General features: G+C 69.4%; 13 protein-coding genes. 6 read left to right on the top strand and 7 right to left on the bottom strand.

Annotated elements, in window-relative coordinates; translation table 11 throughout:
- Positions 1-55: 55 nt before the first annotated feature.
- Complete coding sequence (gene xsc, locus ACFWIW_RS27530; protein ID WP_378371131.1) at positions 56-1,864, bottom strand: sulfoacetaldehyde acetyltransferase; 1,809 nt, start codon at positions 1,862-1,864, stop codon at positions 56-58.
- 144 nt (positions 1,865-2,008) lie between these two features.
- On the opposite strand from xsc, the gene ACFWIW_RS27525 reads away from it, so the two are divergent.
- From ACFWIW_RS27525 to ACFWIW_RS27515, 3 genes are read left to right on the top strand one after another with little or no spacing between them, the layout of a single operon-like run.
- Positions 2,009-2,809: an IclR family transcriptional regulator gene (locus ACFWIW_RS27525; protein WP_378371130.1), complete on the top strand. Its 801-nt coding sequence runs from the start codon at positions 2,009-2,011 to the stop codon at positions 2,807-2,809.
- A gap of 9 nt (positions 2,810-2,818) precedes the next feature.
- Positions 2,819-3,751 carry an AAA family ATPase gene (locus tag ACFWIW_RS27520; RefSeq protein ID WP_378371129.1) on the top strand — a complete coding sequence of 311 codons (933 nt, stop codon included), beginning with the start codon at positions 2,819-2,821 and terminating at the stop codon, positions 3,749-3,751.
- Entirely contained in the window at positions 3,748-5,436 is a 1,689-nt protein-coding gene (locus tag ACFWIW_RS27515) for a cobalt chelatase (RefSeq protein ID WP_378371128.1), read from the top strand. Before ACFWIW_RS27520 ends, ACFWIW_RS27515 begins: the two co-directional genes overlap by 4 nt.
- A gap of 14 nt (positions 5,437-5,450) precedes the next feature.
- Here the strand turns inward: ACFWIW_RS27515 and ACFWIW_RS27510 are convergent, their stop codons facing one another.
- Positions 5,451-5,828, bottom strand: a complete 378-nt coding sequence (locus tag ACFWIW_RS27510; protein WP_378371127.1) for an antitoxin — start codon at positions 5,826-5,828, stop codon at positions 5,451-5,453.
- A gap of 340 nt (positions 5,829-6,168) precedes the next feature.
- Here ACFWIW_RS27510 and ACFWIW_RS27505 point away from each other — a divergent pair, with 340 nt between their 5' ends.
- The gene (locus ACFWIW_RS27505) at positions 6,169-6,774 is read left to right on the top strand and encodes an OmpA family protein (protein ID WP_378371126.1); all 606 of its coding nucleotides are present in this window, start codon (positions 6,169-6,171) and stop codon (positions 6,772-6,774) included.
- Positions 6,771-8,003, top strand: coding sequence for a polysaccharide pyruvyl transferase family protein (locus tag ACFWIW_RS27500; RefSeq protein WP_378371125.1), 1,233 nt, complete (start codon positions 6,771-6,773; stop codon positions 8,001-8,003). Before ACFWIW_RS27505 ends, ACFWIW_RS27500 begins: the two co-directional genes overlap by 4 nt.
- Positions 8,004-8,079: 76 nt before the next feature.
- On the opposite strand, the gene ACFWIW_RS27495 is transcribed toward ACFWIW_RS27500, so the two are convergent.
- The 5 genes from ACFWIW_RS27495 to ald all read right to left on the bottom strand — a co-directional run bounded on the left by ACFWIW_RS27495 (position 8,080) and on the right by ald (position 14,131).
- Complete coding sequence (locus tag ACFWIW_RS27495) at positions 8,080-9,519, bottom strand: sodium:solute symporter (protein WP_378371124.1); 1,440 nt, start codon at positions 9,517-9,519, stop codon at positions 8,080-8,082.
- Entirely contained in the window at positions 9,519-9,731 is a 213-nt protein-coding gene (locus ACFWIW_RS27490; protein WP_378371123.1) for a DUF3311 domain-containing protein, read from the bottom strand. The genes ACFWIW_RS27495 and ACFWIW_RS27490 overlap by 1 nt, the downstream gene beginning before the upstream one ends.
- On the bottom strand, positions 9,728-11,386 hold the full coding sequence (locus ACFWIW_RS27485; protein ID WP_378371122.1) for an amidohydrolase: 1,659 nt from the start codon (positions 11,384-11,386) through the stop codon (positions 9,728-9,730). Before ACFWIW_RS27485 ends, ACFWIW_RS27490 begins: the two co-directional genes overlap by 4 nt.
- A 100-nt stretch (positions 11,387-11,486) precedes the next feature.
- Positions 11,487-12,950 (bottom strand): PLP-dependent aminotransferase family protein, encoded by a 1,464-nt coding sequence (locus ACFWIW_RS27480; protein ID WP_378371121.1) that lies wholly within the window; start codon positions 12,948-12,950, stop codon positions 11,487-11,489.
- A 65-nt stretch (positions 12,951-13,015) separates the two neighbouring features.
- Positions 13,016-14,131, bottom strand: a complete 1,116-nt coding sequence (ald, locus tag ACFWIW_RS27475) for an alanine dehydrogenase (protein ID WP_378371120.1) — start codon at positions 14,129-14,131, stop codon at positions 13,016-13,018.
- 384 nt (positions 14,132-14,515) lie between these two features.
- Between ald and ACFWIW_RS27470 the strand changes: the two genes are divergently transcribed.
- Entirely contained in the window at positions 14,516-15,226 is a 711-nt protein-coding gene (locus tag ACFWIW_RS27470) for a TSUP family transporter (RefSeq protein ID WP_378371119.1), read from the top strand.
- Positions 15,227-15,247 lie beyond the last annotated feature (21 nt).

Here is a 15,247-nt window from a genome sequence, read left to right as displayed (position 1 = left end):
CCCCCTTCCCTCGACTGAGTCGAGGGAAGGGGGCCTTCACGCGCGAACAGCGGGCCTACACGTAGTCCTTGTACTTCTCCAGGAAGCGCACCGGCTTGGACAGCGCGTCGCGGCGGAACGGGTCACCCAGCTCACGGGTGCACATGATCTCGATGACGGTGGTCTTGCCCTCGTTCATCTGCGCCTCGACGGCTCGTTGCAACGCGGGGCCGACCTCGTCGAGTTTCTCGACGACGATGCCTTCCGCGCCCATCGCCTTCGCGATCCCCGCGAAGCTCTCGCTCTCCAGCTCGCCCGCGACGAACCGCCGGTTGTAGAAGTCGACCTGGTTCTTCTTCTCCGCGCCCCATTGCCGGTTGTGGAACACCACCGCGGTGACCGGGATGTCGTGGCGGACCGCGGTCATGATCTCACCCATGCTCATCCCCCACGCACCGTCGCCGGCGTAGGAGATCGCGGGCCGGTCGGGCGCCGCGGCCTTGGCGCCGATGATGGTCGGCAGCGCGTACCCGCAGTTGCCGAAACTCATCGGTGCGAAGAAGCTCCGCGGCTCCTCGAACCGCAGGTAGCTGTTCGCGACCGAGTTGATGTTGCCGATGTCGGTCGACACCATCACCCGCGGCGGCATGGCCTTCTCCAGTTCCCGCAACACTTCCCGCGGGTGCAGCCAGTTGCCCTCCTCGTCCTCCTGCTCGGCGATCATGTCGAGGCTGAACGGGTCGGTCTCGTGGGTCCAGGCGTCGAGCTCGGCCTCCCACGCGTCCTTCTCCGCCTTGATCTTCGCCGCGCGGGCGTCCTTTGTGGAGTCACAGGCCAGCGTCCGGTCCGCGAGCCGCTTGGTCAGCGCGACCGCCGCGTCCTTGGCGTCACCGCAGATACCGACGGTGATCTTCTTGACCAGGCCGAGCATCTTGTGGTCCGCGTCGATCTGGATGATCTTCGCGTCCTTGGGCCAGTAGTCCATACCGTGCTGCGGCAGGGTGCCGAACGGGCCGAGCCGCGAGCCGAGCGCGATCACGACGTCCGCCTGCGAGATGAGTTTCATCGCGGCCTTGGAACCCTGGTAACCCAGCGGCCCGCACCACTGCGGGTGGCTCGCCGGGAACGAGTCGTTGTGCAGATAGCTGTTCACCACCGGCGCGCCGAGGCGTTCGGCGAGCGCCTTGCACTCCTCGACACCGTCGGCCATCACGACGCCGCCGCCGGAGATGATCACCGGGAACTCCGCCGTGGCCAGCAGCGCGGCGGCCTCGTCGAGGCTCCGCTCGCCGCCGGGGCCGCGGTCGAGGCGGGCCGGCTCGGGGATCTCGGCCTCGATCTCGCCGTAAAAGAAGTCGCGCGGGATGTTGAGCTGCGTCGGGCCGAGTTCCGAGTGGGCCCGGTCGAAGCAGCGGCCGGTGTACTCCGCCATCCGCTTCGGGTTGTTGACGTGCCCCTGGTACTTGGTGAACTCCTGGAACATCGGCAGCTGGTTGGCCTCCTGGAAGCCGCCGAGGCCGGTGCCCATCGTGCCCGCTTCCGGCGTCACGATGACGACCGGGCTGTGCGCCCAGTAGGCGGCCGCGATCGCGGTCACGCAGTTGCTGATACCGGGGCCGTTCTGCCCGATGACGACACCGTGCCTGCCGCTCACCCGGGCGTAGCCGTCGGCCATGTGCCCGGCGCCCTGTTCGTGCACGACCGGTACCAGCCGGATCCCCGCCGGCGCGAAGATGTCCATCGCGTCCATGAACGCCGACCCCATGATGCCGAAGATGTCGGTGACGCCGTTCGCCACGAGCGTCTCGACGAAGGCCTCGGACGGGGTCATCTTCTTCCGGCCGCTGACGACCGCGCGGCCGTCACCCGTCTTCCGTTCCGTCATGTTCCGCTCCTTCGACAGGCGAGATTTACAAAAATCGGTACGTGGCGTTCCTGAAATCAGGATGAGCCTGACGATAGGACGGCTAGCGCCCAGCGTCAACGCTGGATTCTGAAAATCGAGACGCCCTGTGCTACTTTTCGGAACATGGAGCTGCTTCGCGAACCTGATCCGATCAACGGGGACACGCCGACCATGCGGCTGTTCTCCCTGCTCGAACTGATCGCCGCCAAGGATCAGCTGGTCTCCCTGCAGGGCCTCGTCGAGGAGACCGGCCTGCCGAAACCGACCCTGCACCGCATGCTGCAGCAGCTGGAAGGGGCGGGCCTGCTGATCCGGCAGGCCGACGGGCGCCACTACGGCACCGGCCACCGGCTGCGACGGCTCGCGGAGAACCTGCTCCTCAACGCGACCCACCACGGCGCCCGGCACGCCGTCCTGAGCCACCTCGTCGACGAACTCGGCGAGAGCTGCAACGTGACCACCTTGTCGGGCAACGAAATCGTCTACCTCGACCGGGTCGAGACCCCGGAGCCGCTGCGGTTCTACCTCCGGCCCGGCTCCCGGGTGCCGATCCACTGTTCGGCCAGCGGCAAGATGGTCCTCGCCCAGATGAGTCCGTCCCAGCGGCGGAAACTGCTCGCGCACGCGCCGCTCAAGCGGTACACGGACAAGACCCTCACCGACCTCGACGCGCTCGAAGCCGAGTTCACCCGCATCCGCCGGGACGGGTTCGCGCTCGACGACGAGGAGTTCCTGCCCGGTCTGGTGTGCGTCGCGGTCCTCGTGCCGGGGCGTGCCAACCTCTGCGTCGCCGTGCAGGCGCCCGTCATGCGGCTGACGCCGGACAAGGCCCTGCAGACGCTCCCGGCGCTCCAGCGCGCGGCCGAGGCGATCAGCCAAGTCGACGCCGAGGGCGGGTCCGAACCGGAAAGTGTTCCGTCGTAAGGAGTTCTCATGGTCCCCGAGCTACGGCTCCCGGTACGTGACGTTTTCGGCATCGATTCGGATCTCGTCGTCGGCGCGTTCCGCGAACGCTCCGAGCACGTCCCCGAGATCGACGAGGCGTACCGCTTCAACCCCGACGTCACGCTGGCGCTGCTGGCCGGGTTCACCCGCGACCGCCGCGTGCTGGTGCAGGGACTGCACGGCACCGGGAAGTCGACCCATATCGAACAGGTCGCCGCCCGGCTCAACTGGCCGTGCGTGCGGGTCAACCTGGACGGCCACCTGAACCGCCTCGACCTCGTCGGCCGCGACGCGGTCGTGCTGCGCGAGGGCAAGCAGGTCACCGAGTTCCAGGAGGGCATCCTCCCGTGGGCGTTGCAGCGGCCGGTCGCGCTGGTGCTCGACGAGTACGACGCCGGCCGCCCCGACGTGATGTTCGTGCTCCAGCGGGTCCTCGAACGCGACGGCAAGTTCACCCTCACCGACCAGAACCGGGTTCTGCGGCCGCATCCGTCCTTCCGGCTGTTCGCCACCGCCAACACGGTCGGCCTCGGCAACCTCAACGGGCTCTACCACGGCGCGCAGCGGCTGAACCACGCGCAGATCGACCGCTGGAACATCGTGGCGTCGCTGAACTACCTGCCCGCCGCCGAGGAGATCGCGATCGTGCGGGCCAGGGTCCCCAGCGTCCCGGAGCCGCTGGCGGCGTCCCTCGTCGCGGTGGCCGCCTTGACCCGCAAGGGTTTCCAGGCCGGTGATCTGTCCACTTTGATGTCCCCGCGCACGGTGATCACCTGGGCGGAGAACATCGAGATCTTCGGTGACCCGGCGACGGCCTTCCGGCTGTCCTTCGTGAACAAATGCGACGAAGCCGAGCGCGACCTGGTGGCGGAGTACTTCCAGCGCTGCTTCGACGACGAGCTCCAGCTCCTCTCGGCATGACCGCCGGGCAGGCGGAAACCCGGCGCCGCAACCAGGTCGAAGAGCTGTGCGCGGCCGCGGTCCGGGCGCTCAGCGGCGACCCGGCCCTGCATTTCCGGGCGCGGCGGCTGCATCGGGGACGCGAACCGCTGCCCCTGCACGCGCCGCATCTGCACCAGTCCGCCGACGACGATCTGCTGTCCGCACGCGGGATCGCGGACGGGATGGCGCTGCGCCTCACCGCCTCGGACGCCGCGCTGCACCGTGGTCTGAGCCCGGCCGATCCGGCCGAGCGCGGGATTTTCGAGCTCCTGGAACAATTCCGCGTCGAGTCGCTCCCTCCCGCGGAGTTGCCGGGGATGCGGCGGAACCTGCGGCTTCGCCACGTCCGCTGGTCACTGGAGTTCCACCGGTCCGGTCTGACGGAGACCGCCCGCGGGCTGCTGCTGTACACGGTCGCCCAGATCAGCCGCTCGCGGATCACCGGCGAACCCGTGGTCGAGGAGACCGAGGATCTGATCGAGGCGACCAGGTTCGCTCTGGCGCCTTCGCTCGGCCACGACCTCGCCGGCTTGCGGCGGCACCGGACGGACCAGAAGGCGTTCGCCGAACACGCGCTGGCGATCGCCCGGACGACCGGCGGGCTGCTCGCCGGGACCGAGCGAGAAGCCGAAGACGAAGGCGATCCCACCGACCCCCGCTTCAGCCTCGTGATCGACTTCGACACGAGCCACGGCGAACAGATCCCGTGCGCGACCTCGGGAACCAGCCGGATGTTGGGCGAATCCGGTGCGGCGTACCGGGTTTTCACCACCGCGTACGACCGCGAGCGGCGCGCGTCGGACCTGGTGCGCCCCGCGATGCTGGCCGAACTCCGCGAGCGGCTCGACCGGCGCGTCGCCAGGCAGGGCGTCGGGCCGGGACGGCTGGCACGCGACCTCAAGGCGGTGCTCGCCGAACCGGCACGCGACGGCTGGGACGGCGCGCAGGAGGAGGGCCTGCTCGACGGCCGCACCCTGGCTCAGCTGATCAGTTCACCCACCGAGCGACGGATCTTCCGCACCGAGCGGATCGAACCCGTGGCGGACACGCTCGTGACCTTCCTGATCGACTGCTCGGGTTCGATGACGGCGCACGCCGAACCCGTCGCCTCGCTGGTCGACCTCGTCGCGCGCTCGCTCGAACTCGCCGGGGCGACCTGCGAAGTGCTCGGGTTCACCACCGGCGGCTGGAACGGGGGCAGGCCAAGGCGGGACTGGATCCGTGCCGGACGGCCGCGGCATCCCGGCAGGCTCAACGAACGGCTCCACCTCGTGTTCAAGGCCGCCGAAACCCCATGGCGCCAGGCGCGCCCCGGTCTCGCGGCACTGCTGAAAGCCGATCTGTTCCGGGAAGGCATCGACGGCGAGGCGGTGGCCTGGGCCTGTTCCCGGATGCGCGCGCGAACGGAGGCGCGCCGGATCCTGCTCGTCCTCTCCGACGGCAGCCCCATGGACAGCGCGACGAGCCTGGCGAACGATCCGCACTACCTGGACGAACATCTGCGGGAAACGGTGCTGCGGGAGGAAAGCACCGTCGAGGTCCGTGGGGTCGGGGTCGGCCTCGACCTCAGCCCCTTCCACCGCCGCTCGCGAGTGCTCGACACCTCGGTCACGTCCGGGTACGCGCCGTTCCGGGACGTCCTCGAACTGCTCACCCGGGGGTGAACGCCGCGGGTGGCTCAGCGGCCGTAGCCACCCTCTTCGCCGCTGTTCCCGCCGAACTCGGCGCGCTGCCCCTGGTCGCCGCCGTACTCGTTGCCTTGGTCGCCGCCGAACTCGGCGCGCTGCCCTTGGTCGCCACCGTATTCGTTGCCTTGGCCGCCGCCGTATTCGTTGCCCGCCTGGCCGCCGGGCGCGTCGTTGCCGAAACCGCCACCCTGCTGTTGCTCTTCGTTCTGCTGCCCGCCACCGGACTCACCGAGGTAGTCCTTCGCCTTGTCGGCGGCCGAGTCGATCTTGTCCGAGTGCTCACCGAAACGGGATTTCGCGAAATCGGCGGCCTTGTCGACGTGTTCCCCGCTCACCTTGTCCTTCATACCTTCGAAGTCGATACCCATGAGAACTCCTCACATCTCGGATATCCGGAGTTCACTGAACTCCGGCACGTACCTCCCATCAAAGTGCATTCGCGTCGCGGGGCAACTCGGGGGGCGCCGGGTGGGTGAGTCTCGCGTCGACACGGCATGATTTCCTTAGTCCAGGTAAGGAAAAAAGGCTGGACCACCGCACCGACGACGACCACGGTCGCTCACTCGGGTGGACTTACCGATCTTTTCACCGGCATGGGAGAGCACGTGACGACAACGGACTTCCTGGTCGACGCGATTTCACCACACCTCGACCACCGAAAACAGGCGACGGCCACCACCGCTCGGAGTTGGCGCTTTTAGCCCTTTCGTGTTCGTATCCCTTGCGTCAGCCAATGCGGAGACAGCCAAAGGGAGTTCGAACTTCATGCGCAGGACAATTGCCCGGACGGTAACGGGCGTGGCGATCGTGGCCGGCCTCGTGGCCGCGTGCGGCTCCGAAGGCGAAAACGGTGCGGCTGGGTCTTCTGGCACGAATGGAACCGCTTCAAGCGCGGCGGCCGCGTCGTCCTCCGGCGCCGGAGCCCCGGCTTCTTCGGGAGCGGGCACCGGCGACGCGGGTCAGGCCGGCGGCGAGGCGGCCCAGAAAGTGACCGCCGCGATCCAGCAGGCGCTTCAGCAGTCACCGATCACCTTCACCACGGAAAGTGCGGAACTGTCCGAAAAGAGCAAGGCGGCCCTCGGCGAGATCGCCAAGGCCATGCAGGGCAACGACGTCAAGATCACCGTCGCCACGCACGCGGGTTATCCCGACGCGGAAAAGTCCAAGGCCCTTTCCGAAAAGCGCGCGGAGGCGATCACCGCCGCGCTCGAAGGGGCGGGCGTGGCCAAGGACCGGGTCAAGACCGAGGCGACCGGCAACGAAAAGGCGCAGGGCGACAAGGCGTTGGACACGCAGATCACCGTCGCCCAGTGACCTTCGAGGGAAGCGCGGGTGGCGGGAACGACTCGTCCACCCGCGCGCCCCGCCGTTGCCATTACCTGATCGGCCCGAGCGGCTTTCCCAATTTCGGCGACGAACTGATCGCGGCGACCTGGCTGCGCTATCTGGCGCGGACCGAGCCGGAGGCGGACGTCTGGCTCGACACCCACTCGCCGGGGCCCGCGCAGCTGCTGTTGAACGATCTGCACCCGCGCCTTCGCTGCACGGACACCCTGTGGCGGCTGTGCGGCGAGGCGCCGTCGGACGATCCGTGGGAAGTGGCGAACTGGGTGCAGTCGGCGGTGAACGACCCGGGGCTCGCGCCCCGCTGGGACGCGGGCATCGACCTGCTCGGCCGGACCGACGTGCTGCACCTGATCGGCGGCGGCTACCTCAACGCGCTGTGGCCACGGCATATCGGGCTGCTCGCGGGCGCAGCGGCCGCCGCCCGGCGGTCGGGGGCACGCACGGCCATGACCGGTCAGGGACTGACCCCGTTCCCGCCCGGTGCCGCCGATCTCCTCCGGTCGCTCGCCGACCGTTTCGACGTCGTCGACGTCCGCGACGATCCGTCGGCCGAACTGCTCACCGGCGTCGTCCGTACGTGCGACGACGTCTTCCTTGAACCACCCGAGCGGAGACCCGCCGCGCAAGCGCGCGAATTCGTCCTGTGCGTCCAATCCGACATCGGCGCCTTCGAGCCGTCCGTGCTGGCCGCCCAGGTGCTGGGTTTGTTGCGGGCTTGGGAAGTCCACCCGGAGCAGCTCGCCGTCGTCGAAGGGATCCCCCGCGTCGACCGCGCCGTCCCCGCGCTGCTGGAACACGAACTCGCCGGTGCCGAGTTCCACCCGTTCCGCGACATCTGGCGCCACGGCCTGCCGCTGGCGCCCGGGCAGACCTGGATCTCCAGCCGCTATCACCTGCATCTCGTCGCCGCGGCGGCCGGCGCGACCGGTCTGGCCATGAGCGTGTCACGCGGGTACTACACGACCAAGCACCGCAGCCTGATCGACCTCGGCTCGGGTTGGACGCCGTTCGACGCCGAGGAGGGCGGAACACCGGACCGGCCGACCGGTTCCGGATTCCCGCCCCACGTCCTCAGACGGTGCCGCGACCTGAAACGTTCGGTCGCGACGGCCGTGTACGGAACCCCGGTGGCCGAAGAGACCCGGCCCGCGACGCGCCGCCTCGCCCTGCGCTCGTGGCGCACCCGGTCGAGTTAGCCGCCGGTCCTGAAGTCCGTGAAGGCCTCCTTGAGGGACTCTGGGTCCCTCAAGGAGGCCTTCACGGACCGCCGCATCACGCGCTGAGCGAGGGAACCGCCTCGGCGTCCGGGGCGTGGTCGGCCGACCGCGCCACCGGTGTCCGCGCCACATCCGGTTTCACCAGGCTCCAGGCGACAACTACGGCCAGGTTCACCCCGAGCGACACCAGTCCGGCGTTGAACCCGCCGAACGTCGCGCCGGTGACGTACAGGGCGATCGCGGTGAGCACCCCGGCGACCATCCCGGCGGCGACCGCGGCCGTCCGCACCCGGCGCACGAAGAGGATCGCGAGCCAGCCGGGGACGACCTGGGCCAGCAGGTTGTAGGTCAGGTTCAGGATGGTGAGCATCAACGTCGACGCGACGAGCGTCAGCACCGCCGCCAGCACCAGGAAACTCGCCACCGCGACCACCGTCCACCGCCGTTGCGCGGCGGCCGGGACGTTCGGCGCGAGGTTGCGGCAGACCATGCCGCCGATGGTGAGCGCCGTCGCGGCGAGCACCAGCACACCCGACAGCGCGGCGCCCGCGGCGACGAGACCCAGCAGCCAGTCGGGAAGCAATCCCTTGGCGGTCACCATGAACACCGTGTTCGGGTTCTCCAGGTCCGGGTGCGCGCGCACGCCGTAGTACGCGGCCAGCACCAGGAACGGGTAGATCAGCATGTACATCGGCATCCACACGGTCGAGCTCTTCACCGCGCGTTCGGACCGGGCGGGGAACACGTACGCGCCACCGAAGCCGAGGTAGAACACGATGCTCTGGAAGAGGATCGTCGTCATCGCGAAGGTGAGTTCCGAACCGCCCATGGTGGTCTGCGCCGCGCTGAGCACCTCGGGTCCGCTGACCTTCGCGGTGCCGCCGGCGGCGATCACCACGGCCACCCCGACGAGCACGACGCCGAGCAGCATGAACAGATCCTTGAGGATCGAGACGAACGCGGGCGACCGCACGCCGGAGACGGCGATGTAGATGAACGCCACGATGCCCGCCAGCACCACGCTTTGCACCGGGTTCAGCCGCAGCCCCAGATTGCTCAGCACCACCTGGAGACCGATGAACTGGTACTGCCCCCACGGGACCAGCGCGATCAGCATCGTCACGCAGGTGATCAGTTCGAGCCGCCTGCTGCCGAAATGCCGTCCGAACACGTCGGGCACGGTCATCGCGTCGTACCGTTTCGCCGCCCGCCACACCAGCGGGGCCAGGAAATAGCCCAGCGAGTACGCGAGCAGGATGTAGCCGAGGAACCAGATCCCGTAGCTCGCGCCGTGCGCGTAGATCCCGCTCGGGAACCCGATCATCGTCCCGATGCTGTACACCTCGCCGACCGCGAGGAAGTACACCAGCCACGCCGGGAACGACCGGCCGCCGACGAGGAATTCCGAGATCCCGCCGCCGCGTGTGGACCGTCCGGCCCATACCGCGAGCCCGATCGAGCCCGCCATCACCACCGCCACGATCGCGATCAGCATCAGTCGTCCTCCGGGTAGTGGGCGCGGTCGAAGAAACGCCAGCTGATCCACAGGCACAGGGTGGTCAGCGGGCAGCAGCAGAACACCCAGAAGAACAGCGCCGGGATGCCGAGCACCGAGGCCGTCGATCCGGAAAGCACCAGGATTCCCGCCAGCAGGGCGAAAGCGGGAACGAACAGTCCTATGAGGACACTCGGCCAGCTGCGGATCATCGTCGTGCTCCCGTCGTCTCGCGCCGCCAGACGACCTCGCCGCCGCTGACGGTGGCGTCCACGGTCAGCTCGCGGATCCGGTCCGGGTCGGTCGTGGTGGGGTCACCGGAGAGCACCGCGAGATCGGCGAGCTTCCCGACCTCCAGGCTGCCCTTGACGTCCTCCTCACCCGCCAGGTACGCGGCGTCGATCGTGTAACCGCGGAGCGCGGCGTCGACGTCCACGGCCTGTTCCGGTCCGAGTACCTTGCCCTGCCTGGTGATCCGGCGCACCGCGCACCAGATCCCCTCCAGCGGCGGCACCGGGGTCACCGGGGTGTCCGAATGCAGTCCGAAGTGGATTCCGCGCGAGCGGGCCGAAACCAGCGGGCTGATCCGGCGCGCCCGCTCGGGCCCGAGGAAGACGTCGCGATGCCGGTCTCCCCAGTAGTAGACGTGTTTGATGAAGAACGACGCGAGGACGTCGTGGGCGGCCATCCGGTCCAGCTGGTCTTCGCGCACCGTCTGGCAGTGCTCGATCCGATGCCGCCTGCCGGTGCCCCGCGGCGAGCCCAGCCGGGAGTAGCCGTCGATGATCGCGTCGATCGCCGCGTCCCCGTTGCCGTGCACGGCGACCTGCCAGCCCGCCGCGTCGAGCGCGGCGATGCGGCGGCCGAGGTCGGCGGGTTCGAGCAGCATCATGCCGTGCTCGTCCGGAGCGCAGGTGTAGCCCTCCGCGAGGCAGCCGGTCTTGCCCTGGATCGAGCCGTCCGCGACGATCTTCACCCCCGTCATCGCGAACTTGTCGTCCACGCGGGATTCCGGTGGCTCCGGCTCGCCTTCGTCGAGGCCAGGCAGCAGACCGTCGAACAGGTAGCCACGCACCCGGACGCGGAGTTTTCCAGCGCGCCTCAGCAGTGCGTACGCCTCCAGTTCCGCCGCTCCGCCGATGAGCCCGATCCCGGTGTCGTGCACGGAGGTCACGCCGTTGGCGAGGTACTCCTCATCCGCCAGGAGAAGGGCTTCGGCCAGTTCACCCGCACTCTGCCCGGGCAGCCGCGACGTGACGAGGAAGGCCGCCGTTTCGACGAGCACCCCGGTCGGCTCACCCCGGGCGTCGCGCACGATGAGCCCACCGGGCGGATCCGGGGTTTCGGCGGTGATCCCGACTTCGCGCAGGGCGAGCGAGTTCGCGGTGCAGAAGTGCCCGGAGACATGGGTCAGCACCACGGGATTGCGGCCGGAGACGGGGTCGAGATCCGCACGTGTCGGGTGACGGCCGTCCACGAGCAGTGTGTCGTCGTACCGGAAACCCCGGATCCACTCCCCCGGCCCGAGCTCCTTGGCCGCCTGGGCGACCCGTCCCACGATGTCGGCGATGGTGTCGTTGGGCGGGCTGCCGGCGTCGACCGGCGCGGCCAGCGTCATCCCGAAGAACGCCGGATGGTTGTGGGATTCGACGAAACCGGGGATCACCGTGCGCTCGGCCAGATCGAATACGGTGGTCTCCGGGCCGATCAGCCGGGAGATCTCCCGTTCGGAACCCAGCGCGGTGATCCGGCCGCCGCTCGCGGCCAGCGCGCGCACTCGTCTCCCCGCCGCGTCCAAGGTGAGAACGGTGCCACCGAGCGCGACGAAATCGGCTGCACCCTGGGGATTTTCTCGAAGGAACTCCACACAGGCCTCCCGGGCTCACGAGGGATCCCCAGAGAGTGCGGTACGTCTGGCCGCCTGAACAGGTCCAGAACGCTCCGGCGCGGTGGTACCAGTCGGCCGCTCAGCCGCCGAGCAGGTCGCGACAGGCCTTGCCGAGCAGCCGGATACCAGGGTCGATGTCGCGCAAGGGGACGGCCGCGAAACCGATCCGGAAATGGTTCTTCGGCGGGTCGTCCCCGACGAAGAAGATGTCACCGGGCTCGATCAGGACGCCGTCGCGCTCGGCCCGCTCGATCAGCGCCCGGCAGTCCAGTTCGGACGGCCCGGTCATCCAGAGGCTGACCCCGCCCGGCGGGTACGCCGTCTGCGTCCACGGCAGGTGTTCGGTGACCGCGGCGCAGGTCGCTTCCCATTTCCGCATCAGTTTCGTGCGGTACCGCCGCAGGGAACGGTGGTATTCGCCGCTGTCGATCAGCAACGCCAGCGCCCGCTGGAGATGACCGGGCGGATGCCGCAGCACGTACCGGCGGATCTCCCGCAGTTCCCGCACCAGTTCGCGCGGGCCGACCAGGTATCCCAGCCGCAGGCCGGGTGAGAGGAACTTGGAGAAGGTGCCGAGGTAGATCGCGTCACCGGTGCCGTCGAGCGCCTTGAGCGCGGGTGTAGGGCTGCCGTGGTACCGGAATTCGCTGTCGTAATCGTCCTCGACGAGCACCGTGCCCGCACTCGCGGCGAGGCCGAGCAGACGGCGGCGGCGGCCGATGCTCAACGTCGCGTTCGTCGGGTGATGGTGGCTCGGGGTGAGATACAGCAGGTCGACGCCGTCGAGCGTGTCCGGCGGGCGCAGACCGCTCTGATCCACGTCGACACCGCGCAGCCCGGCGCCGGTGCGCAGGAAGATGTGCCGGGCGTCGAGGTATCCCGGGTTCTCCATGGCCACGACGCTGTCCGGGCCGAGCAGCGCGCGGCCGAGCAGGTCGAGGCCTTGCTGCGAGCCGACGGTGATCAGCACCTCGGACGGATCGGCCTCGATCCCCCGCGCGGTGAGCAGCTGACGGCAGATCAGGTCGACCAGCATCGGGTCGTCGGAGCCGACGCTGTCCTGAAGGCTCGGGAACACGTGCGGCCGGTACAGCGCGTCGCGCAGGCAGCGGGTCCACGACCGCGCGGGGAAGGCGGTGACGTCCACCTGACCGGCGAGGAACGGGTACGGATAGGTGTGCCAGTCGGGGCGTTTCTCGATATGCGGCACCCCGGCGTCCGGATACCGGCGCACCCGCGCGCTCCAGTCGATGGCCGGGCTGGTGCCACGCTCCTGCACCGCGCAGTGCGGCCGCATCTCGGCGTTGATGAACAGCCCGCTGCGCTCGCGGCTCTCCACGAACCCCTCGGCGACCAGCTCCTGGTAGGCGAGGTTGATGGTGTTGCGGGAAACGCTCAGTTCGGCGGCCAGCTCACGCGAGCTCGGCAGCCGGTGCGCCGGGTCGAACGTGCCGATCGCGATGCCGTGCTCGATGGCGCGCCGCACCTGCCGGTAGAGCGGCTCGGCGGACGTCCGGTCGATTTCGATCAACGTTCGCGGCAACGGCACCTCCCTTTCGGCGACGGGACCGGGATCTGAACCTAGCTCCAGATCCCGGCCCGCACCACCTAGCCGAGCACGTCGTCGATGGCCACCGAGGCGATTCCGAGCGCCTCGCCGACCGGCGCGGACGTCAGCCTGCCGTCGACCGTGCTGACCCCGCCGCGCAGCTGCGGGCACCGTGCGACGGCGCCGGACAGGCCGTGGTTCGCCAGCTCCAGCGCGTAGGGCAGCGTGACGTTCGTCAGCGCGTACGTCGAGGTGTGCGGGACCGCGCCGGGCATGTTGGCGACGCAGTAGAACACCGAGTCGTGCACCTGGAACGTCGGCTCGGCGTGCGTCGTCGGCCGCGTGTCCTCGAAGCAGCCACCCTGGTCGACGGAGATGTCGACGAGCACGCTGCCCGGCTTCATGCGGGACACGAGTTCGTTCGACACCAGGCTCGGCGCCTTGGCTCCGGGCACGAGCACCGCGCCGATCACGAGGTCGGCTTCGAGCACGGCCTCTTCGATCGAATAGGCGTTGGCCGCGGCGGTGCGGATCCGGCCCTGGTACATCCGGTCGGCGGCACGGAGCTTGTCGACGTTCTTGTCGAACAGCACGACGTCGGCCCAGGTCCCGGCCGCGCCGGCGACCGCGTTCATCCCCGCGACACCGGCGCCGAGTACGACCACCCGTGCCGGGGCCACCCCGGAGACGCCGCCGATGAGCACCCCGCGCCCGCCGTTGGCGCGCATGAGCGTCTGCGCGCCGACCTGCGGGGCCAGCCGTCCGGCGACCTCGCTCATCGGGAACAGCAGGGGCAGCGATCCGTTAGGCAGCTGCACCGTCTCGTACGCCACCGACGTCGTGCCCGCGTCCAGCAGCGCCCGCGTGCACGGCTCGCTCGCGGCGAGGTGCAGGTACGTGAACAGCAGCTGATCGCGGCGCAGCCGGTGGTACTCCTCGGCGATCGGCTCCTTGACCTTGAGCACGAGGTCTCCGGTCGCCCAGACGTCGTCGGCGCTGTCGAGCACCTTCGCGCCCGCGGCGGCGTAGTCCTCGTCGCGCACGGAGGACCCTTCTCCCGCTCCGCGCTCGACGAACACCTCATGCCCGGCCGAAGTGAACTCGTGCACGCCCGCGGGCGTCACCGCGACCCGGTACTCGTGGTTCTTGACCTCACGAGGGACACCGATCTTCATCTCACGCTCCCGTCTGTTCCAAAGGCAGTGACGCTGAGCGTGCGGCACGGCTGGAACGGCCAGAAGTGCCAGAACCCGCGCGTTCGACGGGTCCAGTTCGGGAGGCGCGGTCCGTGACGGCCTCGGTCAGGCGTGTCGCGAAAGCCACTTTCGCGACGTCTGATGTCCCGGAAGTGGCTTTCGCGACGCGTCCCCTGACGCAGGCGAGCCCCTGACGTAGGCGAGCAGAGCGCGGGGCGAAGGGGACTTTCCCTACGTCCGACGCGACGAAAGCCACCTTCACAACACCCGGCATCGTTGACGGCACCGCTCATAGCGCCGGGCTATGACGTCTTCGCCGACCGGCGGCTACCGCCACTCCGGGCACGAATCCACAATGGACCCGTGGGAACCCTGGCCATGACCTCGCTCGCGGCGGCGGCCGGGGTCGTCGCCCAGCGCCTTTCCGGGATGGGGCTTTCCCTGCTGTGCGTACCGTTCCTGGCGCTGGCGCTGGGCCCGCTCGACGCCGTCCGGCTCACCCTGCTGCTCGGTTTCCCGGTCTATCTCGCGGTCGCGATCACCCATTGGCGGGCGATCAGATGGGCGCAGGTCGCGTGGCTGACGGTGCCCGCGGTGGTGTTCACCCCGGTCGTCGCGTTCGTGGTGCGCGGCGTTCCCGCGCGTCCGCTGCTGCTCGCCGCGGGTGGCTGCTGCGTTCTCGCGGTCGGCGTGCTGGCGACCGGCGTCACCAGCAGACGGCTGGCCGGCAGGACGGGCGCCGTCGGCGCGGGCGTGCTGAGCGCGGCGATGAACTCGGTCGCCGGGCTTTCCGGTCCCGCCGTGGCGGTGTACGGGGCGAGCGCGGGCTGGGGCGCGGACGAGACACGCGGGACGCTGTCGATCTACTTCTTCCTGCTCGGCCTGGTCGCGCTGCCCAGTCTCGGCTGGGTGGAGGTGCCGGTGAGCGTGCTCCTCGCGGTCGCGGTCGCCGCCCTCGCCGGCGATCTGCTGGGACGGGCGCTGAGCCGCCGGGTCGGCGAACGGTCCGTCCGCTGGTCGGTCCTGCTGCTTTCGGCGGCGGGTGGTGCGCTGACGCTGGCGCACGCGGCCTGACGCCGGTAATACGATGGCCGG

This window comes from Amycolatopsis sp. NPDC058340 (assembly GCF_042723975.1).
Classification (GTDB): domain Bacteria; phylum Actinomycetota; class Actinomycetes; order Mycobacteriales; family Pseudonocardiaceae; genus Amycolatopsis.
This window is presented reverse-complemented; position numbering and strand designations above follow the sequence as displayed.

Excerpts from the sequence above, each read along its gene's own strand:
- xsc (WP_378371131.1), bottom strand. The coding sequence starts at position 1,864 with ATGACGGAACGGAAGACGGGTGACGGCCGCGCGGTCGTCAGCGGCCGG.
- ACFWIW_RS27525 (WP_378371130.1), top strand. The coding sequence starts at position 2,009 with ATGGAGCTGCTTCGCGAACCTGATCCGATCAACGGGGACACGCCGACC.
- ACFWIW_RS27520 (WP_378371129.1), top strand. The coding sequence starts at position 2,819 with ATGGTCCCCGAGCTACGGCTCCCGGTACGTGACGTTTTCGGCATCGAT.
- ACFWIW_RS27515 (WP_378371128.1), top strand. The coding sequence starts at position 3,748 with ATGACCGCCGGGCAGGCGGAAACCCGGCGCCGCAACCAGGTCGAAGAG.
- ACFWIW_RS27510 (WP_378371127.1), bottom strand. The coding sequence starts at position 5,828 with ATGGGTATCGACTTCGAAGGTATGAAGGACAAGGTGAGCGGGGAACAC.
- ACFWIW_RS27495 (WP_378371124.1), bottom strand. The coding sequence starts at position 9,519 with ATGCTGATCGCGATCGTGGCGGTGGTGATGGCGGGCTCGATCGGGCTC.
- ACFWIW_RS27490 (WP_378371123.1), bottom strand. The coding sequence starts at position 9,731 with ATGATCCGCAGCTGGCCGAGTGTCCTCATAGGACTGTTCGTTCCCGCT.
- ald (WP_378371120.1), bottom strand. The coding sequence starts at position 14,131 with ATGAAGATCGGTGTCCCTCGTGAGGTCAAGAACCACGAGTACCGGGTC.